We start from the raw sequence: 24,035 nt of genomic DNA, 5'->3' as shown, positions 1-24,035 counted from the left end.
TGCCGCCTGCGCGGGATCGCCCTCTAGAGCATGCTGCGTTCACATGCGTTCACGCAGCCTGCTCTAACCTTTGTTGAGAGCGGGATTCAGCGTTCTCGGTGATTCCACCTCAACGCATCCCGCTCTAGCCCTCCCCCGTCGTGCTGCGCGGCACCTCCGCGCTGCCCTCACGCCGGTCGCGGTAGAGGGCGGCGCGGGCCAGCAGCATCAGCGTCACCGGCGTGGTCAGCACCATGAACACGCCGATCAGCACCTCGTGCAGCACGGGCCGGGCCTGGAGCACGGTGAAGAACAGCATGGAGGCCAGAAGAATACTGCCGATGCCGAGCGTGGTGCCGAGCGTCGGCGCGTGCACACGCTCATAGAAGTTGCGCAGCCTGAGCAGGCCGATGGCGCCCACCAGGCCCAGCCCCGCCCCCAGCAGCAGCAGCAGCGAGACCAGGATGGCGGCCCAGCCGGGCAGGCTCTCGGCATGGGTCATTCGATCACCTCGCCGCGCATGAGGAATTTGGACAGGGCGGCCGTGGCCACGAAGCCCAGCAGGGCGATGACCAGCGCGGCCTCGAAATACACCACGCTGCCGGTGCGGATGCCGAAGACCAGCAGCAGCATGGCGGCCAGCACGTAGAAGGTGTCCAGCGCCAGAACGCGGTCCTGCGCGCGGGGCCCCCGCGCCACGCGCCAGATGGCGCAGCCCATGCCGAGCGCCAGCATGAGCTGCGCGAGAAAGACCGACCAGGAGAGGATCATCGCCGTCATTCGAAGATCTCCATCAGTCGCGCCTCGTAGCGGTCCTTGATGATCCGCACCCATTCCGCCTCGTCGATCAGGTCGAGGACGTGCAGCAGCATGATGCCGCGCGCGGAATCATACTCGGCCCAGACGGTGCCCGGCGTGGCGGTCAGGATGCAGGCCAGTGCCGCCAACCCCGCCGGGCTTCGCATGTCGAGCGGAATGCGCACGAAGCCGGAGCTTCGCCCGCGCGTGCCGGGCGCCAGGATGAGGCGCGCGACCGCGTTGTTGGAACGGAACACCTCCACCAGCACGACCCAGGTGAGGCGCAGCGCCGCCACCGGCCGGCGCAGCCGCGTGGGGGCAGGGTCCAGCACGGAAAGCAGCCAGCCGCCCATCAGCGCCAGCCCCGCCCCCAGCAGCAGCGAGCCCGGGCCCAGGCTGCCGGCCAGCAGCAGCCAGAGCAGCAGCAGCGCCGCCGAGACCCAGGGGAAGGGCAGCAGGCGCCTCATGGCCGCATCACGCCGCCGACATAGCCCGCGGGCGCATGCAGCCCCGCCGCCGTGTCGTGCATGTAGCGCATCACCGGCCCCGCCATGAGGGTAAGGCCGAGGCACAGCGCCAGCAGCCCCGCCACGGGCAGGATCTCGGTCATGGCGACACGCGGCGGCGCGCCCGGCGCGGCCCAGAAGGCATCCATCCCCACCCGCGTCATGGCGATGAGGCAGGCGAGGCCCGAGAGGATCAGCGCGGCCAGCACGGCCCAGGTGGTGGCGGGCAGGCCGTCCGCCCCGGTGCCGATCAGGGGTGCGAGGATGGCGAATTTGGCGAGGAAGCCCGACAGCGGCGGCAGCCCCGCCAGCAGCAGCGCGCAGGCCATGAAACCCAGCCCCAGCAGGGCCATGATGGCGGGGATGGCGACGCCGATCTCCTCGTCATCGTCCAGGTATTCCTCCTCCGCGCCCTCGCCGAAGGCCTCGCGCGTCACGGCCAGCACGTCGGCGCCCACCTCGCGCCCGCGCTCGATCAGTTCGATCAGCAGGAAGAGGGCCCCGATGGCGAGCACGGAACTCGTCATGTAGAACAGCGCGCCGCCCGTCACCGCCACCTGCCCCGCGCCCAGGGCCGCCAGCAGCGTGCCGGAGGAGACGATGACGCAGGCGCCGGCCAGCCGCGCCATGTTCTGCGTGGCCAGCACGGCGAGCGAGCCGAAGGCGATGGTGGCGAGCCCCCCCAGCATCAGCCACATGCCACCGAAGCCCGCCGACGCCCCCGCGCCGTCGCCGAAGAGCAGCAGCCACAGCCGCAGCACGGCATAGATGCCCACCTTGCTCAGCAGGGAGAGGATGGCCGCCGCCGGCGCGCTGGCCGCGCCATAGGTGCCGGGCAGCCAGAAGCCCACCGGCCACATGGCGGCCTTGATGAGGAAGGCGACGCCCAGGATGGCGCAGCCCGTCTCCAGCAAAGCGCGGTCCTCGGCCGCGATGTCGTGCATGCGGGCCGCGAGGTCCGCCATGTTCAGCGTGCCCGCCACGCCATAGATGACGCTGACGCCCACCAGGAAGACCAGCGAGGCCGCGAGGTTGATTGCGATGTAGTGCAGCCCCGCCCGCACCCGCGCCGTGCCCGAGCCGTGCAGCGCGAGCCCGTAGGAAGCGGCCAGCATCACCTCGAAGAAGACGAAGAGGTTGAACAGGTCGCCAGTCAGGAAGGCGCCGTTCAGCCCCATGAGCTGGAACTGGAAGAGCGGGTGGAAATGCGCCCCCGCCCGGTCCCAGCGGGCCAGCGCGAAGACATGGGCGGCGAGGCCCAGCACCGAAGCCAGCACCAGCATCAGCGCGGAAAGCCGGTCCAGCACCAGCACGATGCCGAAGCTGGAAGGCCAGTTGCCCAGGCGATAGAGCTGCACCTCCGCCGCGCCCGCGGCATCGGCGCGCAGCAGCAGCAGCCCCGCCACCACCACCAGCGCGGCGGTGGCGGCCAGGCCCAGCACCGTGCGCAGGGTGCGCCACCGCTCGCCCGGCAGCATCATCAGCGCGCCGGCCAGCAGCGGGATGATGATGGGGGCGATGACGAGATGCGTCATCGGTCCTGCTCCCGCCCGTCCACATGGTCGGTGCCCGTCAGGCCGCGCGCGGCCAGCAGCACCACCAGGAACAGCGCCGTGGTGGCGAAGCTGATGACGATGGCCGTCAGCACCAGCGCCTGGGGCAGCGGGTCGGCATGGGTGGTGAGGTCGCCCACGCCGCCCGGTTCCAGCACCGGGGCCGCGCCGGTGCGCAGCCCGCCCGTGGAGAAGATGAAGAGGTTCACCGCATAGGAGAGCAGCGAGAGCCCCATGATGACCTGGAAGGTGCGCGGCCGCAGCAGCAGCCACACGCCCGAGCCGGTCAGCACCCCGATGCCGATGGCGACGACCAGCTCCATCAATCCTCTCCCGGCACCAGGGCGCGGGGCGCCGTCTCGGCCCGGCGTTCGGCGCGGTGGCCGCGGACCGACTGGTGAGCCAGCGCGATGAGCATCAGCACCGTGGCCCCCACCACCAGGGCGAAGACACCGATGTCGAAGATCAGCGCGCTGGCCGTCGGCACCCGGCCGATCCAGGGCAGCTCGGCATAGGCGAAATAGGTGGTCAGGAAGGGCATGCCGAAGAAGATGGAGGCCAGCCCCACGCCGCCGGCCAGCAGCAGCCCCGCCCCCATCCAGCGCAGCGGCAGCACGCGCAACCGCTCCTCGGTCCAGGCCGCGCCGCCGATCATGTATTGCAGGATGATGGCGATGGAAGCGGCCAGCCCCGCCGCGAAGCCGCCGCCCGGCTGGTCATGCCCGCGCAGCAGCAGGTGCACGGCCAGGATGCAGATGACGGGGAAGAGCAGCCGCGTCAGCACCGAGGGCACCAGCAGCCAGTCGGCCACCGTGTCGCCCTCGCGCCGGTCGGGGCGGGCTTCGTCCCAGGCGGATTGGTCGCGCTGCTGCTCGGGCACGTCCAGGCTGTCAGGCGCGGGGCGGAAGCGGCGCAGCAGGGCGAAGACCGTGAGTGCCACGGCGCCGAGCACGAAGATCTCGCCCAGCGTGTCGAAGGCGCGGAAATCCACCAGGATCACGTTCACCACATTGGTGCCGCCGCCCTCCGTGTAGGCGCGGGCGAGGAAATGCTGGGCCAGCAGTTCGGGGGGCGTGCGCGTCATCACCGCGAAGGCCAGCGCCGCCATGCCGAGGCCCGCCGTGATGGCGATGGCGAGGTCGCGCAGGCGGCGGCTGATGGTGACCACCTCCACGCCCGTGGCCCCCGGCTGGTCCATGCGCTTGGGCAGCCAGCGCAGGCCCAGCACCAGCAGCACGGTCGTCACCACCTCCACGAGCAACTGAGTGAGCGCGAGGTCCGGCGCCGAGAACCACACGAAAGTGATGCAGACCACCAGCCCCGCGCCCCCCAGCAGCATGACGGCGGCGAAGCGGTGGAATTTGGCCTGCCAGGCCGCGCCCAGCGCGCAGGCGGCCCCCCCAGCCAGACGAGGGCGATGATGGGGTCCACCCCCTGCGGCACCAGGTTGCCCGGCCCCACGCCGCGATGCCAGGCCGCGAAGCCCCCCGCGGCGAGCGCCAGCAACAGCACCATGCGCAGCTGCTGCTGCAAGCGCCGCGTGCCGAGCACCCCCTCCAGCCGCCGCGCGAGTCGCCAGGAGAGGAAGACCAGCGCGCGCTCGAAGATACGCCGCCCCTCCAGGCGACGGATCAGGGGCGGGCCCTCGATGCCGCTGCGCAGGTGGCGCTGCAAGGCCATGTAGAGCAGCACGCCGCCGCCAAGGGCGATCATGCTCATCACCAGCGGCAGGTTCACGCCGTGCCAGACGGCGAGGCTGTAATGGGGCGTGGCGTCGCCCAGCACCGAGCGCGCGGCGAGGTCGAGGAAGGGCCCCACCGTCGCCGCCGGCAGCACGCCCACGAAGATGCAGCCCAGCACCAGGATCTCGACGGGGAAGCGCATCCAGGCGGGGGGTTCGTGCGGCGTGCGCGGCAGGCCCTCCGGATCGGGGCCGAAGAAGGTGCCGTGGATGAAGCGCAGCGAGTAGGTGACGCTGAAGGCCGAGGCCAGCATGGCGGCCAGCGGCAGCACGAGCAGCCCGCCGGCGGAGAGCGCCTCCTCGAAGAACATCTCCTTCGAGATGAAGCCGTTCAGCAGCGGCACGCCGGCCATGGCCGCGGCCGCCACCAAGGCGAGGCGCCCCGTGAAGGGCATGGTGCGGTTCAGCCCCGACAGGCGCCGGATGTCACGCGTGCCGGATTCATGATCAATGATGCCCGCCGCCATGAAGAGCGAGGCCTTGAAGGTGGCGTGGTTCAGGATGTGGAAGATGGCCGCCACCAGCCCGAGATGGCTGTTCAGCCCGAGCAGCAGCGTGATCAGCCCCAGATGGCTGATGGTGGAATAGGCCAGCAGCCCCTTCAGGTCATGCTGGAAGATGGCGATATAGGCGCCGACCAGCAGCGTGATCAGCCCCGCCGTGCCCACGATCCAGAACCAGGCGTCGGTGCCGGCCATGACGGGCCAGAGCCGCACCATCAGGAACAGCCCCACCTTCACCAGCGTGGCCGAATGCAGATAGGCCGAGACGGGGGTGGGGGCCGCCATGGCGTGCGGCAGCCAGAAGTGGAAGGGGAATTGCGCGCTCTTGGTCAGCGCCCCCAACAGCACCAGCACCAGGGCGGGCAGATAGAGCGGGTGGTTCCGGATGGCATCGCCCGAGGCCAGCACCACGTCGAGGTCATGGCTGCCGACGATGTGCCCGATCAGCAGCATTCCCGCGAAGAGGCAGAGGCCGCCCGTGGCGGTGACCGTCAGCGCGATGCGCGCCCCATCCCGCGCCGCCTGGGTGTGGTGCCAGTAGCCGATGAGCAGGAAGGAGAAGAGGGAGGTCATCTCCCAGAAGAAGGCGAGCTGGATGAGATTGCCCGACAGCACCAGCCCGCACATCGCGCCCATGAAGGCCAGCAGGAAGGCGAAGAAGCGCGGCACCGGGTCTTCGGTGGACATGTAGTAGCGCGCATAGACCACGACCAGCGCGCCGATGCCCGTGACCATCCCGGCAAACAGCCAGGCCAGCCCGTCCATCCTGAGCACGAAGTTCAGCCCGAGCTGCGGCACCCAGGCGAATTCCGCCCGCAACACGCCGCCCTGGGAGATGGTGGGATAGGCCGTCCAGACCAGCGCCAGCCCCGCCAGCGCCACGCCGCCCGCCAGGTAGGCGGCGGCATTGCGCGCATGGGTCGCGAGAAGCGAAGCGGCCAGTGCGCCCAGGAAGGGCAGCGCGACGAGGCTGAGGAGGAGGAGGCTGTCCGACACCCTCCCTCAGCCATCCTGGCCGGGGCTGGGGGTGAGCAGGGAAGCGACCTCCTCCGGCGTGGCGGCGGCGCGCAGGCGGCGCAGCGTCTGGGGTTCGCGCAGCGCGCGGCAGGTCTCGGCCAGCGAGGGCAGGAAGCCCTCCGGCTCGGCCGCGGGCCAGAGGACGAGGATGACGAGGTCCACCGGCTCCTCGTCCCGCGCCTCGTAGTCCACGGGGCGGGCCAGGCGGGCGAAAAGCATGGTGGGGGGGATTTCGCCCTCCATCCGCGCATGGGGCAGGGCCACGCCGCGACCGAGCGCGGTGGAGCCCAGCGCCTCGCGCGCCTGCACGGCGTCCAGCACCTCGCGCTCGGGCAGGTTCAGGCGGCGGGCGGCCTCGGCGGCGAGGGATTGCAGCACGGCGCGCTTGCTGCCGCCGGCGAAGCCCAACAGCACGTCGGTGGGCGCGATCTGGATGACGTTCGTCTCGGAGGCGGGCATGCCTTGGAGATAGACAACCCCTCCCCCCGCCGCAATGCCGGGCCGCATCCGGGGTTTGCACCGGAACGCGGCGCGGCCATGCTGCCGGCATGAGAATGTCATTCGACATCGCGGTGGTGGGCGGCGGCATCGTGGGCCTGGCCGTGGCACGGGGGCTGGCGGGACGGGGCCTCGGCGTCGCCATCCTGGACGAGGGCGACGTGGCCCGGCGCGCCAGCCGCGGCAACTTCGCCCTGGTCTGGGTGCAGTCCAAGGGGCTCGGCATGGCGCGCTATGGCGCCTGGACCACGGGCAGCGCGGCGCTCTGGCCAGGCTTCGCGGCGGCGCTGCGCGCGGAGACGGGGCATGACGTGTCGCTGGCCCAGCCCGGGGGCTATTCGCTCTGCCTCTCGGAGGAGGAGCTGGACCGCCGCCGCGCCGCCATGATGCGCATGCACAACCAGCCGGGCTGGGAGCCCATCCCCTGGGAGGTGCAGGACCATGACCGCATCGCCCGCGCCATGCCCGGGTTGGGGCGGGATGTGGTGGGGGGCGTCTTCTGCCCGCTGGATGGGCATGTGAACTCGCTGCGGCTGTTCCGCGCGCTGCACACCAGCGCGCTGGCCCGCGGTGCCACCTACCTGCCGGACCATCCGGTGCGGGACATCGCGCCGCTTCCGGGGGGCGGCTTCCGCCTCACGACGGCGCAGGGCGAGATCGAGGCCGGGCGCGTCGTGCTGGCGGCGGGGCTGGGCAATGCCGCGCTGGCGCCCATGGTGGGGCTCACCGCCCCGGTGCGGCCGCAGCGCGGCCAGGTGATGGTGACCGAGCGCACCACCCCCTTCCTGCGCCACCCCGTCGCCACCCTCCGCCAGACGGATGAGGGCAGCGTGATGATCGGCGACAGCAAGGAGGAGAACCCGGTGGACGAGGCCGTGGGCCCTGGCGTGCTGGCCGCCATGGCCCGGCGCGCGGCGCGGATGTTCCCGGTGCTGGGCGGCTTGAACATCGTCCGCAGCTGGGGCGCGCTGCGCGTCATGTCGAAGGATGGCTTCCCGGTCTATGACGAGAGCGCGACGGCCCCCGGCGCCTTCCTCGTCACCTGCCACAGCGGCGTAACGCTGGCGGCCGCGCATTCCGAGGTGCTGGCGCCCATGATCGCGGGCGGGGGGCTGGAGGACTCGGTCGCCGCCTTCAGCGCGCGGAGGTTCGATGTTCCGTCGGCTGCATGAGGGCGCCACCCCCCTGCCCTTCACCTTCGAGGGCGAGGCGGTGGAAGGGCGCGAGGGCGACAGCGTGGCCGCCGCCCTGCTGGCGCTGGGCCATGCCGCGACGCGCGAGACGGGCGTCTCCGGCGCGCCGCGCGGACCCTGGTGCATGATGGGCGTCTGCTTCGACTGCCTGGTGATGATTGATGGCGTGGGCAACCGCCAGGCCTGCCTCGTGAAGCTGCGGGCGGGGATGGAGGTGCGCCGCCAGCGCGGGAAGCGGGAGGCGGAGGCGTGAGGCGCCTGGCGGACGTCGCGTCGCTGCGCGAGGGCTATGACCTCGTCATCATCGGCGCGGGCCCGGCCGGGATGGCGGCGGCGGCCACGGCGGGCGGGCGCGGCCTGTCCGTGCTCTGGCTGGACGAGAACCCGGGCATGGGCGGGCAGGTGCATCGGGGCGTGGAGGCCTCGCCGCTCGCCGCCGTGCCGGCCCTGGCAGGGGTGCCGGCAGCGGGGCGCGCGCTGGCCGCGGCGGCCGCGCGGGCCGAGGTGGAGTTCCTGCCGGGCGCCACCGTCTGGCACCTGGACGCGGCGCGGCGGGTTGGCGTCTCGGCGGGGGGCGCGGCGCGCATGGTGACGGCGCGGCGCGTCATCATCGCCACCGGCGCGCTGGAACGGCCCATGCCCATCCCCGGCTGGACCCTGCCCGGCGTGATGAGCGTGGGCGCGGCGCAGACCCTGCTGAAGGCGCAGGGGCTGGTGCCGGAGGGGCGCGTGGTCATGGCGGGGTGCGGGCCGCTGCTGTGGCTCTACGCGGCGCAGCTGATCGCGGCGGGCAGCCCGCCCGCGCTGCTGCTGGACACCACGCCGCGGGCGAATTGGCGGGCGGCGCTGCCGCATCTCTGGGGCTTCCTGCGCTCACCCTACGCGGCCAAGGGGGCGGGGCTGCTGGCGCGGGTGCGGCGGGGGGTGCGGGTGGTATCGGGCGTGGCGTCGCTGTCCATCCGCCAGGCCGATGGCGGCCTGGAGGTGATCTGGCCCGGCGGGACCGCGCGGGCCGACCGCGTGCTGCTGCACCAGGGCGTGGTGCCGCAGACGAACCTGGCCCAGGCCGCGGGCTGCGAACTGGGCTGGGACGAGGCCCAGGCCTGCTTCACGCCGCGCACCGACGCCTGGGGCGAGACGAACCTCCCGGGAATTGCCATCGCGGGGGACACGGCCGGCATCGCGGGCGCGGAGGCGGCGGAGGCCTCGGGGCATCTCGCCGCGCTGGCGGCGCTGCACGCGCTGGGCGCGCTGGACGGCGCGGCGCGGGATGCCGCCGCCGCGCCGCACCAGGCCGCCAGCGCGCGCTGGCGGCGCGGGCGCGCCTTTCTCGATGCGCTGTATCTCCCGGCGCCCGGCTTCCGTGTGGCGTCGGACGAGGCCATCGCCTGCCGCTGCGAGGAGGTGACGGGGGCGGCGCTGCGCGAGGCCGTGCGCCTGGGCGCCACCGGCCCCAACCAGGCCAAGGCCTTCCTGCGTTGCGGCATGGGCCCCTGCCAGGGGCGCATGTGCATGCTGACGGTGGTGGAGACCATCGCGGCCGCGCGGGGCGTGGCGCCTGGCAGCATCAAGCCGCTCCGCATCCGCCCGCCGGTGAAGCCCGTGACCCTGGCCGAGATCGCGGCCATGGACAGCACGGAGGCCGAGCGCGCGGCGGTGGAAGGGCGTTAGCGGCTGGTTGGGGCGCCTCAGCGCGGCCGGCAGGTGGTCAGGCTGGCGGCTGCGAAGCCGGGCACGCCGCTCGGCCCCACCACCAGGCGCATCTCGGTGTTGCCGAGCATGAGGCTCGCCTCGGAGGGAAGGCCCGTCATGCTGACGCTGCCGCCCTCCACCCCCAACCCTGCGAAGGTGACGACAGTGGCGGCGTTCAGATCCGAGGCTGTGGCGGGGGCGACAGCGCGCACGGTGATCATGCCTTCGGCGAAGCTGGTGCCGTCATCCTCCGCGCCGCGCGGCCCAATGCCGATGCGGAAGCGGCGCGACACCACGGGCCCGTCGCAGCGGGTGGCGGGTTCGGCACGGGCGATGGCGTCGGCCATGCGCGCGGGCGTCAGCCCCGCGTCCAGCCGTTCGCGCAGCCGCGCGAAGAGCGTGGCCATATCGCCCTGGGGCACCTCGCGGTCATAGCGCTGGCGCAGCGCGGCCAGAGCCGTGCGGGCGGTGTCACGTTCGGCCTGGAGGTCGCGGTTGCGCTGTTCGAGGTCACGCTGGGTGGCGAGGGCGCGCTGGAGGTTCACCTCCAGCCGCTCCACTTCGAGGCGGGCGAGCTGGGTGCCGGCCTGGTGCGCCGCATAGCCGATCGCGACGAAGATACCCGCCACAGTCAGCCATTTCACAAGGGGCCACCAGTTCTGCCGGCCCCTGCTGCCCCGTCTCCTACGCACAGCTTACCCCATCCCGGCATGGCCGACCGCGATGCGGCGGGCCTGACGCTGGGGTTCTACAGGCAGCGAGGGCTGCGGGACAACCTCGCGCGGCGGATCAGCCGCGCTCGGGGCCGGTGATGCCGGTATGCGCCGGCGGGTCACTGGCCGGGAAGCTTTCGGCGCTGGCCTCGTCCACGGCCGTCTCGGCCTCGGAAATCTGGCGCAACGCCTCCTCGCGGAAGGCTTCCGGCCCGCCGGCGGGGGAACCGGCGGCGACCCACAGCGCATGGGCCTCGGCATCGAGGCGCGTTTCCTTCAGGGCGGTGGCACCGGACATCGCTGTCTCCTTGCAGTCATTCCAGCCGCAGAAACGCGGGGGCGCCGTGTGCGTTGCGCTCAATCCTTGTGGTCGCGCCGCGGCAGTTCGGAACGCTTGGCCTGGGCCATCTTCTTCAGTTCGCCTTCGTCCATGCTCTCGGCCATGGATTTCGAGGCGCCCTTGAGGCGTGATTTCGGCATGTCGCCGCGCTTGGCGGCGAGCGCGGCGCCGGCGGCCTTCTGCTGCTGCTTGGACTTGGCGGGCATGGGAAGCCTCCTCGCCGGCATGAACCGGCGAAGAGGCGCGCGGTTCAGAATTCCCGTAGATTGTCGCGGAAATGCGCATGGGCGTATTCGCGGCGCACCAGGCCGCGCGCCTGCAGCGCCGGCACCAGCCCATCCGCCACCTCGGCCACCGCGCGGCGGCTGACATCGTTCATGGAGAGCAGGAAGCCGTCGCCGCCCGCCTCCTGCATGGCTTCCTCCATCTGCGAGGCCACGGCGTCGGGCGTGCCGACCAGGTCCACCGAGCCCGGATTGCCGCGATAGGCCAGCATGGCCTCGCGCAGGCTGCGCTTGCCGGCGAAGCGCTTGAACTCGTCGAGCGATTGCTGGTGGCCGTTGGTGGTCAGCTCCATCTGGTCCACGGGCGTGTCGAGGTCCATCTGGCCGAAATCAATGTTGGTGATCTTGCCGAAGAAGGCCAGCATCTGAGGCACCTGGGCCTCGATGCGGGCGCGGCGCTGGCGCAGGCGAAGCTGGGCTTCCTCCATCGTGTCGCCCAGCGTGGGCGTGACGAGGAAGAGGATCTTCACGTCATCCGGGTTGCGGCCCTGCGCCACGGCGTGGGCGCGCACATCGTCGCGATAGGCCTTCATGCCCGCCGCGCCCTTCACCTGCGCCACCACCGTGTCCGCATGGGTGGCGGCGAAGCGGCGGCCGCGCGGGCTGCCGCCCGCCTGCGCGATGACGGGCCGCCCCTGCGGGCAGGGGCCGGAATTGAGCGGCCCGCGCGTCTTGTACCACTGCCCCGCGAAGTTCGGCGCATGGACCTTGGTGTGGTCCACCAGCACGCCCGATTGCGTGTCGGCCAGGATGGCGCCCGGCTCCCAGCTGTCCCACAGCGCGTTCACGGCGGCCATGTATTCATCGGCCATGTCATAGCGCAGATCGTGCGGTGGCATGCCGTCCATGCCGTAGTTCATCGCCGCGAAATCGCTGCTGCCGGTGACCATGTTCCAGCCGATGCGGCCCGAGGAAACCTGGTCGAGCGACGCCACCAGCCGCGCCAGCAGGTAGGGCGGATAGGCGAAGGTGGAGAGCGTGGGAACGATGCCGATATGCTTCGTCGCCGCCGCCATCAGCGTCGCGATCACGCTCGGGTCCTGGCGCGGCACGGAGAGGCCGTGGTGCAGGTAGATCTCGCGCGAGCCCGCATAGCTCTCGCCGATATAGGAACTGTCCTCGATCAGCACATAGTCGAAGCGGGCGCGTTCCAGCGCGCGGGCCAGGTCGCAGAACAGCTCCGGCACCATCCAGTCGCGCCCGATGGCGCCGGTCCAGGGCTCGCCCCATGCCTGGACGGAGGAGCCCTGGAGGAACCAGCCGAGATGGAAGGGACGGGTCATCGCAAGCGGCCTTTCATGGGGAAGCGAGATTCTGGCGCAGCGTGGCGCCGGCATAGTCGCGGCGGAACAGCCCGCGGCGCTGGAGTTCGGGCACGAGGAGGCGGGCCACCTCCTCGAACATGGCGGGGAAGACGGTGGGCCAGAAGATGAAGCCGTCGCAGGCCTCGGTGGTGAACCATTCCTCCAGCATGTCGGCGACGGTGGTGGCGGAACCGACCAGCAGGCCGCGGGGCTTCGCCGCCGCTTCCGCGAAGCCCAGACCCTCGGCGCGGGCCTGGGCCAGCACGCGGTCGGTGCTGCCCGCGATGCCCTGGTTGCCCTGGGCGGCGGCGACTTCCTCGGCGGTGCGATGGCGGGAGAGGTCCACGCCCACCAGGGCGGAGTTCAGCATCATCTGCGCGTCGGGCGTGATGAGGGATTGCAGGTATTCGTGCTTCTCGCGCGCGATGCTGTCCGTCTCGGCCAGCACCAGGGCGAAGCTGGGCATGATCTTGCAGCTCTCGGGCGCGCGGCCGGCGGCGGCGAGGCGCGCATGCATGTCGGCGCGAAAGGCGATGGCGTCCTCGCGCAGATGGGGCGTCATGAAGATGATCTCGGCCCAGCGCGCGGCGAATTCGCGGCCGCGCTCGGAGGAGCCGGCCTGCATCAGCACCGGTCGCCCCTGCGGGCTGCGCGGGATGGAAAGCGGCCCGCGCGTGCGGACGAAACGGCCCTCGTAGTTGGTATAGTGCACGCGGGAGGGGTCCACGAAGACGCCGGCCGCTCGGTCCTTCACCAGCGCGCTTTCCTCCCAGCCGTCCCAGAGCGCGCAGCAGGCCTCCAGCGCCTCATCGGCGCGGTCATAGCGTTCGTGCTTGGGCGGGATGCCGTCCATGCCGAAGTTGCGCGCTTCGAGGTCGGTGGCCGAGGTGACCACGTTCCACGCCGCGCGCCCGCCGCTGAGATGGTCCAGCGAAGCGAGGCTGCGCGCCAGCGCGTAGGGATGGGCGAAGCTGGTGGAGAGTGTCGCCCCCAGCCCGAGGTGCCGCGTGGCGCGCGCCATGATGGGCAGCACCATCATGGGGTCGAGGTAGCTGATCTGCCCGCCATGGCGCAGCGTCGCGTCGAAATTGCCGCCATGGATGTCCTGCAGGCCGAAGGTGTCGGCATAGAAGCAGCCATCGAAGCGCGCCGCCTCCAGCACGCGCGCGATGTGCTCGTAGCGCGCGGGCTCGAAGATGTCGTCCAGCGCGGCGGCCGGGTGGCGCCAAGCGCCCGGGTGGTTCGCGGTGGGGCCCGTCTTGAGATAGGCCAGCAGGTGCATCCGGCGCGCGGTCATGGCGCGGCGCAGCCCGATGCGGGCGGGACGATGGACAAGCGGCCTCCTGGTTCAGGCTGAAGGGCCGTGCGTTGTTCTGGCGTCGTTGGCGCGACTATGCGCCACGCGATGCCACGCGTCACCCCCCGTGCCGCACCACGCCGCCGACCACGGTGGCGGTGACACGCGTGTCGCGGATGGCGGCGGGGTCGCATTCCAGGATATCGGTGTCGAGCACGGCGAAATCCGCGAGCTTGCCGATGTCCAGGCTGCCCTTGTCGGCTTCCTCGCGCTGCGCGAAGGCGCCCAGCGTGGTGTAGGCGGCCAGCGCCTCCCGCGGCGTGATGGCCTCGCTGGCATCGAGGTCGGCACCCGTCTGGGTCCGGCGCGTGACCATGGCGCCCAGCGCGGTGAAGGGGTTCACGCGGCACACCGCGAAATCCGAATGGCCGGGCGCGGGCACGCCCGCGGCGATCAGGCTGCGGTGCGGCCACATGTGGCGCATGGCCGCCTGGCCGCGATTGGCGACATAGGCCTCGCCCAGCTCGTCCATGAAGCCGGTCGCGCTCGAGTCGATAAAGCCACCGCGCTTCAGCCGCGCCAGGATGGCGGGCGTCACGAAGCAGCAATGTTCCACGCGCATCCGGTGGTCCTGCACCGGGTGGGCGGCCAATGCCGCCTCCATCACGTCCAGCGCGAAATCAATGCCGCGGTCGCCCACGCCCTCGATCATCACCTGCAGCCCGGCCTTGTGGGCGGCGGTGACGCGCTGGGTCAGGTCCTCCTTGTCGTAGAGCAGCATGCCGGTGTTGGGCACGGGCTCGCCGGGCACGGGGGTGCCGAGATAGGGCTCCCAATAGGCGGCGGTGCGGCCGGAGGTGGAGCAATCCGGGCACCATTCCACGCCGATCAGCCGCAGCCATTCATCGCCGAAGCCCGACCGGATTCCCGCCCCGATCAGATGCGGCACCAGCGGCACGTCGCGGCCCGAGGCCATGATGCCAAGGCGCATGCGAAACCGCCCCTCGCGCCGCATGGCCTGGAAGGCGCGGATGGCCTGGGTGGGCGTCAGCGCGTTGCCGACCGAGGTGATGCCATGGGCGAGGCACTGGTCCTGCACCATCTCCATGCCGTCCATGATGTCCGATTCGCGGTCGGTGGCGTGAATGGCGTCGAGGAAGATATGCGCCGCCGTCTCGCGCACCAGGCCGGTGAGCGCGCCCGTCGCGGGGTCGCGGCCGAAGGCGCCGAAGGGCGGGTCCGCCACGTCATCGGGCAGGCCGCAGGCGGCGAAGGCGGCGCGGTTGGCGAGGCCCATATGCCCGTCCGTGCGCAGGATGAAGACCGGGCGGCCGGCGCCGGCCACGTCCAACTCCTCGCGCGTCGGATAGCCGCCGGAGGCCCGCTCGTTCAGCCGGTAGAAGGCGCCCCAGCGGCCGGGCGGGAGTGCCGCGCAGACGCGGTGGATGGTGGCGAGCAGCGCCTCGCGGCTGGCCACGCGGTCGGGCGAGACCAGCGTCCAGCCCTTCAGCCGCACCGCATAGGCGTCCGGGTGGCAATGACTGTCCACGATGCCGGGAATGACGCGGGCACCCCCCGCATCCAGCACCCGCGTGCCGGGGCCGATATGCTGGCGCATGGCGAAATCCTCGCCCATGGCGACGATGCGCCCGCCCATGGACGCCAGCCCGCCGATGATGTCCCCCTGCCCCCCCATGGTCGCGATGCGGGCGTTGAGCAGGACGAATTCGGCGTTCATGCGCATCTCCGGACAGGGTGGGGCAGCCTAGCCCCAAGGCGTCGCGCATCGCCATGATTGCGGCCCGCGCCGCGCCGTGGTCTGATCCGGCCCGGGAGACTGACGCTGGCGCCACGGCAACCATCGAGTTGCGTCTGGGATGGCTGCGCCGTGCGAAAACACCGCCGCGCACCCGACAGGCACGGGCAGGAGAGACGGATGCAGAGCTTCCAGCAGGATTGCGTCGAATTGGCGCTGGCGAAATACCGGCGCGGGGAGATGGACCGCCGCACGCTGCTGGCGGGGCTCGCCGCCCTCGGCCTCAGCGCGGCATTGGCCGGCGAGGCCGGGGCGCAGACGCCGCAGAACATCGTGATGGTGAACTGGGGCGGCATGGCCAACCAGGCCTTTGGCCGCTTCTATGGCGAGCCCTTCATGGCCGCCAATCCGGGCTTCCGCGTCGTGCAGGACAGCACGGGGCCCTCGGCCGGCCGCATCCGTTCCATGGTGGAGAGCGGGCGCGTCACCTGGGACCTCTGCGACAGCTCCGCCACCTCCGCCTTCCTGCTGGGCGGCATGAATTTGCTGACGCCGGTGGACTACAGCGTGGTGAACCGCGAGCACGTGATCGGGCCGACCTTCGCGCTCGAACATGGCGCGGCGCCGTATTCCTTCAGCAATGTGCTGGTCTATGACAGCACGAAATTCCAGACCGCGCCCACAAGCTGGGCGGATTTCTGGGACCTTCGCCGCTTCCCCGGCACGCGGCTGCTGCGGCGTGACGCGGCGGGCGCGCTGGACGCGGCGCAGATGTCGCTGGGCCGGCCCTTGTCGGAACTCTATCCGCTGGATGTGCGCGCCTCGCTCGCTCGCGTGCGGGAAATCCGGCGCAACCTGGTCTTCTGGACCTCGGGCGCGGAGTCGGAGCAGTTCATCCGCACGGGCGAGGCGGTGATGGGCCAGATCTGGCACACCCGCGCCAAGGTGCTGGAGCAGGAGAGCAACGGGCGGTTCAAGTTCATCTGGAACCAGGGCATCCTGCAGCCCGGCATCTTCGTCATGCCCCGCGGCAACCCGGCGGGGGCGGCGGCGCAGCGGCTGCTGGCCTCGATGCTGGCCAATGCCGAGCAGCAGGTGGAATTGCTGAAGTTCTTCGGCAATGGCCCGACCAACCCCGCCGCCGCACCTCTCGTCCCCGAGGAATACAAGCGCTTCAACCCGACCGAACCCGCCAATGCCGCCGTGCAGGTGGCGCAGAACGGGCGCTGGTGGGGTGAGAACTATGCCCGGGTGAATGCCGACTACATCGACATGGTGACCGGCTGACATAGGGTATTTCGCGTGATCCTGGTGGTGAAGTCGGGCGGCCCCGAGGCCGTCCTGGAATGGCGTCGCGGCTTCGGTGACCTGGTGCCGGGCCTGGAGGTCCGGGACTGGAATGACCCGGACGTGACGCCCGAGATGGTGGACTACGCGTTGGTCTGGGACCCCGAGCCGGGGCGGCTCGCCGCCATGCCCAGGCTGCGCGCCATCTTCGGCTCGGGCGCGGGCGTGGATCACATCGTGGCGGATCCGAGCCTGCCGGCGGGCGTGCCCATCGTGCGCTGCGTGCCCGACGAGGCCACGCAGCGCATGGGCGAATTCGTGGTGTGGGCCGTGCTGTCGCTCGCCAAGGAGGCGCGGCGCATGGCGCTGGCCCAGGCCGCGCGGGAATGGGCGGCGGTGGACCCGCCCTTCGCCGCGGCGGACCGCACCGTGGGCATCATGGGCCTCGGCGCCATGGGCCAGCGTTCGGCCGAGATGCTGCGTGCGCTGGGCATTCCGGTGCGCGGCTGGTCGCGCAGCCGCAAATCCATCCCCGGCGTCGAGTGCTTCGCGGGTGCGGAGGAGCGTGACGCCTTCCTCTCCGGCTGCGACGTGCTGGTCTGCCTGCTGCCCGCCACCGCCGAAACCCAGGGCCTTCTCGCGGCGCCGCTGCTGGCGAAGCTGCCGCGCGGCGCGGGGCTGGTGCAGGTGGGGCGCGGGGCGCAGCAGGTGCTGCCCGACATCATCGCCGCCCTCGATTCCGGGCAGCTCTCGGGCGCGGTGCTGGACGTGTTCACGCCCGAGCCCCTGCCATCCGACAGCCCGGCCTGGGCGCATCCTTCCATCATCGTCACCCCCCATGTGGCCAGCCTGCCCAGCCGCGCCGAGCGCGCGCGCTACGTGGCCCGCGCCATCGCCGCGCTGGAGCGTGGCGAGACGCTTCCCCATCTCTACGACCCCGCGCGAGGCTATTGATGTCCCTTCCCCCGCCGCCCGTCCGCCCCGACCCCAACCGCACGCCGACCGAACAGGAGCTGCGCGAGGATCTGGCCGCGGCCTACCGCCTCATCGCGCATTTCGGCATGACGGACCTGGTGTTCACGCACCTGTCCGTGCGGCTGCCGGGGCCGGGACATCGGTTCCTGGTGAACCCCTATGGGCTGCTGTTCGAGGAGGTCACGGCCTCCTCCCTCGTCGCCGTGGACGCGGAGGGCGAGCCCTTGCAGGAGACCTCCTGGCCGGTGAACCCGGCGGGCTTCGTCATCCATTCGGCCATCCACACCGGGCGTGAGGATGCGGCTTGCGTCATGCACACCCACACCATCGCGGGCATGGCGGTGGCGGCGCAGGAACAGGGGCTGCTGCCGCTGAACCAGATCAGCATCGAATTCGCGGGGCGCGTCGCCATCCATGAATACGAGGGCATCGCGGCGGACGACAACCTGTCGGAACGCCAGCGCCTGGTGCGCGACCTGGGCAGCCACAACTGCATGATCCTGCGCAACCACGGGCTGCTGACGGTGGGGCGCACCGTGGCCGAGGCCTTCTACTACATGTACTACCTGGAGCAGTCCTGCCGAATCCAGCTCGCCGCGCAATCGGGCGGCAAGGCGCTGACCATGCCGCCGCCCGAGGTGGTGGAGCGCACGCGCGACCAGTTCGGCAGCGGCCCCACCAAGGGCTGGCTGCCCTGGCAGGCGCTGCGCCGCAAGCTCGACCGCCAGCAGCCGGACTACAAGTCGTGAAGGGCCACGCCCTTTCGCTGCGCCGGCTGACCAAGCGCTATGGCGACTTCACGGCGGTGGAGGATGTCTCGCTGGAGGTGGAGCAGGGCCAGTTCCTGACGCTGCTGGGCCCGAGCGGCTCCGGCAAGACCACCATCCTGATGGCGGTGGCGGGCTTCGTGGAGCCGACCGACGGGCATGTGCTGCTGGATGGGCGCGACATCACGCCGCTCCCGCCCGAGAAACGCGATTTCGGCATGGTCTTCCAGGGCTATGCGCTGTTCCCGCATATGAGCGTGGCCGACAACGTGGCCTTTCCGCTGCGCGTGCGCGGCCAGTCGCGCGCCGACCGGGACGCCAAGGTGCGCGCGGCGCTCGACCTCGTGCAGCTTTCGGCCTTCGCGGAGCGCCTGCCCAAGCAGCTTTCCGGCGGGCAGCAGCAGCGCGTGGCCCTGGCCCGCGCGCTGGTCTTCGACCCGAATTTGCTTCTGCTGGACGAACCCCTTTCTGCGCTCGACAAGAAGCTGCGCGCCGAACTCCAGGAGGAGCTGAAGGCGCTGCACCGGCGCATCGGCCGCACCTTCGTCAACGTCACGCATGACCAGGAGGAGGCGCTGTCGCTGTCGGACCGCATCGCCATCCTGAACCATGGCAAGCTGGTGCAGTTCGGCGGCCCCGGCGAACTCTATGAACGCCCACGCACCCGCTTCGTGGCGGATTTCCTCGGCAAGTCGAACTTCCTGCACGGCGTCGCGCGCGGGCCGGACGCGGCGGGGATGCTGCTGGAGACGCCGGGCCAGGGCATCCATGTGCGCTTCGCGGGCCCGGTCCACATGCCGCGCGATGGCGGGCGCGCCCTGCTCTCGCTGCGCCCCGAGAAGATCACGGTGCTGAACGCCGGTGAGACGGCGGAAAACGTGGTCGAAGGCACGGTGCGCGCCTTCGCCTATCTGGGCGCCGGCTTCTCGCTGGTGGTGGAGACGCCGCATCTGGGCGAAATTCGCGCCGTGCTGCCCGCCTGGCAATCGCCCGTGGCACCTGCCGAAGGGCTGCCGGTGCGGCTCGGCTGGGCGGCCGATGCCGCCGTGCCGGTCGAGGAGGACGCGCCATGACGGCCTCCGGCCGCGCGAGCCTGGGCTGGTGGCTGCTGCTGCTGCCCGCCGTGGCGCTGGTGCTGTTCTTCTACGTGGCGCCCATCGCGCAGGTGCTGACCATCTCCTTCACCGAGCCCGAGCCGGGCCTCGGCAATTACGAACGCCTGCTGACCTCGGAGGGCATCCAGCGCGTCATCTTCACCACGCTGCGCATCTGCCTGCTGACCACCGCCTTCGCGCTGCTGCTGGGCTATGCCATCGCCTATGCCATCACCCTCGCCTCGCCGCGGGCGCGCAACTGGTGGATCCTGGCGGTGCTGGTGCCGTTGTGGATCTCGGTGCTGGTGCGGGCCTTCGCCTGGGTCACGCTGCTGCGCCGCCAAGGGCTGGTGAACAACACGCTGATGCAGGCGGGCGTGATCAGCGAACCGCTGCCGCTGGTGTGGAACGAATTCGGCATCCTGGTCGGCATGGTGCACTACATGGTGCCCTTCGCGGTGCTGCCCATGCTGGCCTCCATGCGCGAGATCGACATGCGGCTGCTGGCGGCCGCGCGGGGGCTTGGCGCCTCGCGCGGGCAGGTGTTCCGCCAGGTCTTCCTGCCGCTCTCCATGCCCGGCGTGATCGCGGCCGGCGTGCTGGTCTTCATCTTCTCGCTGGGCTTCTACATCACGCCCGCCATCCTGGGCGGCGGCCGCACGCTGATGGTGGCGGAGTGGATCGCGCTGCAGATCCTGGACCTGATCCGCTGGGGGCTGGGCACCATGATGGCGACCATGCTGGTGGTGGCCATCATGGTCACGCTGCTGGTCTTTTCCCGGGTGGTGGACCTGCGGCGCATGTTCGGCAGCGGGGGGGGCTGAGCGATGCATGGAACCCATGGCGCCGGGCCCTTCGGGCGGGGGCTGGCCTGGATCACGGCGCTCTACCTCGTGCTGCCCATCCTGATCGTGCTGCCGGTGGCGCTGACGGACCAGCGTTTCCTCTCGCTGCCGCATGAGGGGCTGAGCCTGCAGCACTTCCGTACGGTGCTGACCTCGGAGGAATGGCTGGGCTCCATCTGGCAGTCCTTCACCATCGCGCTCGCTTCCACGGTGCTGTCGGTGGTGGCGGGGACGCTGTGCGCCATCGGCTGCTGGCGCATCTCGCGGCGCGCGACGGACCTCGTGCGGCTGCTGATGTTGCTGCCGCTGATCATCCCCTCCATCGTCTACGCGATCGGGCTGTATCGCTATTTCGGGCCGCTCGACCTGCTGGACCGCTTCCTGGGCGTGGTCATCGCCCATGGCGTCACGGGCATTCCCTATGTGGTCATCACCGTCTCGACGGCCCTGGCCGCCTTCGACCCGCGGCTGGAGCAGGCGGCGCGGGGCATGGGGGCCTCGCTCATGCAGACGCTGCGTTGGGTGATCCTGCCGCGCATCATGCCGGGCATCGTCTCGGGCGCCATCTTCGCCTTCATCCATTCTTGGGATGAGCTGGTGATGGTGCTGTTCATCGCGAGCCGCGACGTGTTCACCCTGCCCCGCCGCATCTGGGACGGGATCAACGAGAACCTCGACCCCGCCATGGCGGCGGTGGCGGTGCTGCTGATCGTGTTCACGCTGCTGCTGTTGCTGGTGGACATGGCGCTGCGGCGGCGCGCGCAGTAGGCGAGGAGCGCGCGGCCGGTGCAGGCGCCCCGGCATAAGGCCGGGGCGGTGAATCAGCCGCGCAAAAGACTACTCCGGCTGCACGCCCAACTCACGGAAGGTGCGGCCGGCAGCCTCGTATTCGCTGGCCAGCATCCGCGCCAGTTCCGCGCGCGGGCGGAAGCTGGGCACCGCGCCCCAGTTCTCGGTGAAGCGGCGGAAGCCATCCGTGTCCATCGCGCGGCGGCAGGCGCCCTCCAGCCGCTCCAGCACCGCGGCCGGCGTGCCGCGCGGGGCGAAGAGCGCGGCGTAGGAGGGTTGCAGCGCATCCACCCCCTGCTCGCGCGCCGTGGGCACGTCGGGGAAGGCGGGATGACGGCCTTCCGAGAACACCGCGATCAGCCGCACCTGCCCCGCCCGCGCCATCGGCACGCCCGAGGCCACCACGATCGCCGCGAAGTCGAGCCGCCCCGCGATCACCTCCAGCAGCGACGCATTGTCGCCCCGGAAGGGGATGTGCGTGTATTGGCCACCCGCCGCCGCCTGGATGCGGTGCACACCCAGGAAGGGCGCCGAATTGGGCCCGGGCGAGCCATAGTTCAGCACACGCTGTCGCGCCGCCGCCACCAGGTCGGTCAGGTTCCGGATGGGGCTGTCGGCCTTCACCATGATGCCGAGGATGTTCTCGGTCACGTTGCAGACCGGCGCCACGGCCTCAGGGCCAAGACCCGTGTTCCGCACCAGATGCGGCTGGAACACCAGGGGCACCAGCGGCGCATAGGCCAACGTGTGGCCATCGGGCGCGGCCTGGGTCAGCGCCCGCATGCCCACCACGCCCGAGGCGCCGGATTGCGAGGTGACGATGACGTTCTGCCCCAACTCGCGCGTGAAGGAGTCCGCCAGCGCGCGGGCGGCGGCGTCGGTGCTGCTGCCGGCGGCATAGGGGTTGATGATGGTGATGGGGCGCTCGGGCCAGGCGAAGGCGGGCATGGGCGCCAGCAGGGCGAGGGCCAGGAACAGGCGGCGCATGGCGCTCACTCCTCGATGATGGCGACGGCGCGGATCCAGCCGGCCGAGGCGCGGTGGATCTTCACCGGGAAGCAGGAGATCATGAAGCCATCGGCCGGCAGAGCTTCGAGGTTCGACAGCTTCTCCATGTGGCAATAGCCAATCTCGCGGCCGGCGCGGTGGCCTTCCCAGATCAGGCCCGCATCCCCCGTCTCCTGGACCTTGCGGCGGGTGTGGGAGAAGGGCGCGTCCCAGCTCCAGCCATCCGTGCCGGTCACGCGCACCCCCTGCTCCAGCAGCCAGAGCGTGGCTTCCTTGCCCATGCCGCAGCCGCTGTGGATGAAGTCGTCATGGCCATAGCGGCTGCCCGCGCGGGTGTTCACCACCACGATTTCCAGCGGCTTCAGCGTGTGGCCGATGCGCTTGAGTTCCGCCTGCACATCGGCCGGCGTGCAGACATAGCCATCCTCCATGTGCCGGAAGTCGAGCTTCACGCCGGGCTGGAAGCACCAGTCGAGCGGCACCTCGTCAATGCGCCAGGAGGGCTCGCCGCCCGGCACCAGGCGTTCGTTCATGCGGCTGAAGAAGTGGTAGGGCGCGTCCAGATGCGTGCCGTTGTGGGTGGAGATGCGGACCTGCTCGACGGCCGCGTATTCGCCCTCGGGCAGCTGGTCCAGGCGGATGCCGAACTCCTCCGCCATGGCGGGGGCGGACATGTGGTGGTCGATATAGTTGATCTCCGGCAGCATGCGCGGCGGGTCGCTGGCGATCCCGGCCTTGAGGGCCACGGAGATGTCAATGATGCGGCGGGGCACGGCGTTTCCTCTTGCGGTGGTTCAGTGGGGCCAGGCGGTGGCGGGCGCGATCTCGCCCCGGCATTCGCCGAATCCGATGGGGGTGGCGCCGGGGGCCTCGGCGCGGGCGCGGAAGATGATCTCGTCGCCATCCAGCAGATAGTTCCGCGTCTCGCCATTGGGCAGCGTGACGGGGCCGGTCAGCAGGATTTCGGCGAGGCAGGCGCGGGCGCTGTCCTCCGGGCCGGAGGCGGTGCCACTGCCGAGCAGGTCGCCGGGCAGCAAATTGCAGCCATTGCTGCCGTGGTGGGCCACCATCTGCGCGCAGGTCCAGTAGAGATGGGCGAAGTCGGTGTCGGTCAGCACGGCCGGCGCCGCGCCTTCCGCGCGCATGCGCGGTGTAAGGATCAACGCCTGCATGCGGATGCCGAGCGCACCCACCGCGCGGTTCCACGCGCTGTCCAGATGCGGCAGCGGCGGCGGTTCGATGCTGGGCGCGGGCCGCGCGAAGGGCGCCAGCGCCTCCATCGTCACCACCCAGGGCGAGACGGTGGTGGAGAGGCTCTTGGCCAGGAAGGGACCGAGCGGCGGCATCTCCCAGCGCTGGATGTCGCGCGCCGACCAGTCGTTCAGCAGCCCCACGCCGAAGATGCGGCCGGGCGCCTGGTCCATGGTGACGGGGGTGCCGAGCGCGTTCTCGCCCGCGATCCAGATGGCGAGTTCGAGTTCGAAATCCATCGCCTCCGTGGGCGAGAAGCGCACGGCGCCATCCTCGCGCGGCCATTGGCCATGCGGGCGGACCACCGCCTCCCCGCTGACGCGCACGGAGCTGGCGCGGGAATGGTAGGCCACGGGCAAATGGCGGAAGGCCTGGGGCAAGGGGTTCTTCGGGTCCCGCCGCACGCCCAGCCGCGCGCAATGGTCAATGCTGGCCATGAAGTCGGAGAAATTGGCGATGGTCGTCGGCAGGTGCATCCGCGCCTGCGCCATGGGCACGAGCAGCGCGCCGGCATGGGCCTCGGCGGTGGAGCCGGCGGCCAGCAGGGCCGAGATGTCGCGCCGCAACTCCGCCGCGCGCCCCAGCGCCATGAGCCCGTTCAGGCTGGGGGCGGAAGCGGCCTCCGCCGCCTCGCCGCGCAGCAGGCCAAGGCGGACCGCCGCCCCCACATCCAGGATCATGTCGCCGATGGCCACGCCCCCGCGCGGCGCGCCGCCCGCGGTGCTGAACACGCCATGCGGCAGGTTCTGGATGGGGAAGTCGCAGCCCGGCGCCTGGGCCGAGGCGACCCAACTGGTCAGGGCGGGGTCATGGGTGGCGTCGGGGGTCATGCGGTCTCCTTCAAC

General features: G+C 71.1%; 26 protein-coding genes. 9 read left to right on the top strand and 17 right to left on the bottom strand.

Annotation, left to right across the window (positions count from 1 at the left end):
* Positions 1–124: 124 nt before the first annotated feature.
* From mnhG to ICW72_RS19555, 8 genes are read right to left on the bottom strand one after another with little or no spacing between them, the layout of a single operon-like run.
* Positions 125–481: a monovalent cation/H(+) antiporter subunit G gene (gene mnhG, locus ICW72_RS19585; protein WP_191084200.1), complete on the bottom strand. Its 357-nt coding sequence runs from the start codon at positions 479–481 to the stop codon at positions 125–127.
* Positions 478–759, bottom strand: coding sequence for a K+/H+ antiporter subunit F (locus ICW72_RS19580; protein WP_191084199.1), 282 nt, complete (start codon positions 757–759; stop codon positions 478–480). Before ICW72_RS19580 ends, mnhG begins: the two co-directional genes overlap by 4 nt.
* Positions 756–1,244 (bottom strand): Na+/H+ antiporter subunit E, encoded by a 489-nt coding sequence (locus tag ICW72_RS19575; RefSeq protein ID WP_191084198.1) that lies wholly within the window; start codon positions 1,242–1,244, stop codon positions 756–758. Before ICW72_RS19575 ends, ICW72_RS19580 begins: the two co-directional genes overlap by 4 nt.
* Positions 1,241–2,818 (bottom strand): monovalent cation/H+ antiporter subunit D, encoded by a 1,578-nt coding sequence (locus ICW72_RS19570; RefSeq protein WP_191084197.1) that lies wholly within the window; start codon positions 2,816–2,818, stop codon positions 1,241–1,243. The genes ICW72_RS19575 and ICW72_RS19570 overlap by 4 nt, the downstream gene beginning before the upstream one ends.
* The gene (locus tag ICW72_RS19565) at positions 2,815–3,159 is read right to left on the bottom strand and encodes a Na+/H+ antiporter subunit C (RefSeq protein ID WP_191084196.1); all 345 of its coding nucleotides are present in this window, start codon (positions 3,157–3,159) and stop codon (positions 2,815–2,817) included. The genes ICW72_RS19570 and ICW72_RS19565 overlap by 4 nt, the downstream gene beginning before the upstream one ends.
* On the bottom strand, positions 3,159–4,175 hold the full coding sequence (mbhE, locus tag ICW72_RS20880) for a hydrogen gas-evolving membrane-bound hydrogenase subunit E (protein ID WP_232370753.1): 1,017 nt from the start codon (positions 4,173–4,175) through the stop codon (positions 3,159–3,161). The genes ICW72_RS19565 and mbhE overlap by 1 nt, the downstream gene beginning before the upstream one ends.
* Positions 4,079–6,076 (bottom strand): proton-conducting transporter transmembrane domain-containing protein, encoded by a 1,998-nt coding sequence (locus tag ICW72_RS20875; RefSeq protein WP_223880705.1) that lies wholly within the window; start codon positions 6,074–6,076, stop codon positions 4,079–4,081. Before ICW72_RS20875 ends, mbhE begins: the two co-directional genes overlap by 97 nt.
* A gap of 6 nt (positions 6,077–6,082) precedes the next feature.
* Positions 6,083–6,556, bottom strand: a complete 474-nt coding sequence (locus ICW72_RS19555; RefSeq protein ID WP_191084195.1) for a PTS sugar transporter subunit IIA — start codon at positions 6,554–6,556, stop codon at positions 6,083–6,085.
* A gap of 89 nt (positions 6,557–6,645) precedes the next feature.
* Between ICW72_RS19555 and ICW72_RS19550 the strand changes: the two genes are divergently transcribed.
* The 3 genes from ICW72_RS19550 to ICW72_RS19540 are packed head-to-tail and all read left to right on the top strand — an operon-like array spanning position 6,646 to position 9,459.
* Entirely contained in the window at positions 6,646–7,767 is a 1,122-nt protein-coding gene (locus ICW72_RS19550; protein ID WP_191084194.1) for an NAD(P)/FAD-dependent oxidoreductase, read from the top strand.
* The gene (locus ICW72_RS19545) at positions 7,748–8,041 is read left to right on the top strand and encodes a (2Fe-2S)-binding protein (RefSeq protein WP_191084193.1); all 294 of its coding nucleotides are present in this window, start codon (positions 7,748–7,750) and stop codon (positions 8,039–8,041) included. The genes ICW72_RS19550 and ICW72_RS19545 overlap by 20 nt, the downstream gene beginning before the upstream one ends.
* On the top strand, positions 8,038–9,459 hold the full coding sequence (locus ICW72_RS19540) for an FAD/NAD(P)-dependent oxidoreductase (protein WP_191084192.1): 1,422 nt from the start codon (positions 8,038–8,040) through the stop codon (positions 9,457–9,459). Before ICW72_RS19545 ends, ICW72_RS19540 begins: the two co-directional genes overlap by 4 nt.
* Before the next feature lie 17 nt (positions 9,460–9,476).
* Here the strand turns inward: ICW72_RS19540 and ICW72_RS19535 are convergent, their stop codons facing one another.
* From ICW72_RS19535 to ICW72_RS19510, 6 genes are all read right to left on the bottom strand, one after another.
* The gene (locus ICW72_RS19535; protein ID WP_191084191.1) at positions 9,477–10,124 is read right to left on the bottom strand and encodes a hypothetical protein; all 648 of its coding nucleotides are present in this window, start codon (positions 10,122–10,124) and stop codon (positions 9,477–9,479) included.
* 145 nt (positions 10,125–10,269) lie between these two features.
* Positions 10,270–10,491 carry a DUF2934 domain-containing protein gene (locus ICW72_RS19530; protein ID WP_191084190.1) on the bottom strand — a complete coding sequence of 74 codons (222 nt, stop codon included), beginning with the start codon at positions 10,489–10,491 and terminating at the stop codon, positions 10,270–10,272.
* A gap of 59 nt (positions 10,492–10,550) precedes the next feature.
* Entirely contained in the window at positions 10,551–10,739 is a 189-nt protein-coding gene (locus tag ICW72_RS19525) for a DUF3008 family protein (RefSeq protein ID WP_191084189.1), read from the bottom strand.
* A gap of 44 nt (positions 10,740–10,783) precedes the next feature.
* The gene (locus ICW72_RS19520) at positions 10,784–12,100 is read right to left on the bottom strand and encodes an NtaA/DmoA family FMN-dependent monooxygenase (RefSeq protein ID WP_191084188.1); all 1,317 of its coding nucleotides are present in this window, start codon (positions 12,098–12,100) and stop codon (positions 10,784–10,786) included.
* A 13-nt stretch (positions 12,101–12,113) separates the two neighbouring features.
* Positions 12,114–13,418: an LLM class flavin-dependent oxidoreductase gene (locus ICW72_RS19515; RefSeq protein ID WP_191084187.1), complete on the bottom strand. Its 1,305-nt coding sequence runs from the start codon at positions 13,416–13,418 to the stop codon at positions 12,114–12,116.
* Positions 13,419–13,536: 118 nt separating this feature from the next.
* Positions 13,537–15,156, bottom strand: coding sequence for an amidohydrolase (locus tag ICW72_RS19510; RefSeq protein ID WP_223880704.1), 1,620 nt, complete (start codon positions 15,154–15,156; stop codon positions 13,537–13,539).
* Positions 15,157–15,354: 198 nt separating this feature from the next.
* Here ICW72_RS19510 and ICW72_RS19505 point away from each other — a divergent pair, with 198 nt between their 5' ends.
* From ICW72_RS19505 to ICW72_RS19480, 6 genes are read left to right on the top strand one after another with little or no spacing between them, the layout of a single operon-like run.
* Positions 15,355–16,461: an extracellular solute-binding protein gene (locus ICW72_RS19505; protein ID WP_191084185.1), complete on the top strand. Its 1,107-nt coding sequence runs from the start codon at positions 15,355–15,357 to the stop codon at positions 16,459–16,461.
* 15 nt (positions 16,462–16,476) lie between these two features.
* Positions 16,477–17,415: a 2-hydroxyacid dehydrogenase gene (locus tag ICW72_RS19500; protein WP_191084184.1), complete on the top strand. Its 939-nt coding sequence runs from the start codon at positions 16,477–16,479 to the stop codon at positions 17,413–17,415.
* Positions 17,415–18,185, top strand: a complete 771-nt coding sequence (locus ICW72_RS19495; RefSeq protein ID WP_191084183.1) for a class II aldolase/adducin family protein — start codon at positions 17,415–17,417, stop codon at positions 18,183–18,185. The genes ICW72_RS19500 and ICW72_RS19495 overlap by 1 nt, the downstream gene beginning before the upstream one ends.
* The gene (locus ICW72_RS19490; RefSeq protein ID WP_191084182.1) at positions 18,182–19,276 is read left to right on the top strand and encodes an ABC transporter ATP-binding protein; all 1,095 of its coding nucleotides are present in this window, start codon (positions 18,182–18,184) and stop codon (positions 19,274–19,276) included. The genes ICW72_RS19495 and ICW72_RS19490 overlap by 4 nt, the downstream gene beginning before the upstream one ends.
* The gene (locus ICW72_RS19485; protein WP_191084181.1) at positions 19,273–20,121 is read left to right on the top strand and encodes an ABC transporter permease; all 849 of its coding nucleotides are present in this window, start codon (positions 19,273–19,275) and stop codon (positions 20,119–20,121) included. The genes ICW72_RS19490 and ICW72_RS19485 overlap by 4 nt, the downstream gene beginning before the upstream one ends.
* 3 nt (positions 20,122–20,124) lie before the next feature.
* Positions 20,125–20,910 carry an ABC transporter permease gene (locus ICW72_RS19480; RefSeq protein WP_191084180.1) on the top strand — a complete coding sequence of 262 codons (786 nt, stop codon included), beginning with the start codon at positions 20,125–20,127 and terminating at the stop codon, positions 20,908–20,910.
* A 69-nt stretch (positions 20,911–20,979) separates the two neighbouring features.
* On the opposite strand, the gene ICW72_RS19475 is transcribed toward ICW72_RS19480, so the two are convergent.
* The 3 genes from ICW72_RS19475 to fahA are packed head-to-tail and all read right to left on the bottom strand — an operon-like array spanning position 20,980 to position 24,020.
* On the bottom strand, positions 20,980–21,918 hold the full coding sequence (locus ICW72_RS19475) for a tripartite tricarboxylate transporter substrate binding protein (RefSeq protein WP_191084179.1): 939 nt from the start codon (positions 21,916–21,918) through the stop codon (positions 20,980–20,982).
* Positions 21,919–21,923: 5 nt separating this feature from the next.
* Positions 21,924–22,712, bottom strand: a complete 789-nt coding sequence (locus ICW72_RS19470) for a cyclase family protein (RefSeq protein WP_191084178.1) — start codon at positions 22,710–22,712, stop codon at positions 21,924–21,926.
* A 21-nt stretch (positions 22,713–22,733) separates the two neighbouring features.
* A complete protein-coding gene (gene fahA, locus ICW72_RS19465) occupies positions 22,734–24,020 on the bottom strand; it encodes a fumarylacetoacetase (RefSeq protein ID WP_191084177.1) in 1,287 nt (428 codons plus the stop codon).
* Positions 24,021–24,035 lie beyond the last annotated feature (15 nt).

It is taken from the genome of Roseococcus microcysteis, from assembly GCF_014764365.1.
Classification (GTDB): Bacteria; Pseudomonadota; Alphaproteobacteria; order Acetobacterales; family Acetobacteraceae; genus Roseococcus; species Roseococcus microcysteis.
The sequence above is the reverse complement of the archived record's forward strand: the minus strand, read 5'-3'. Positions and strand labels throughout refer to the sequence as shown.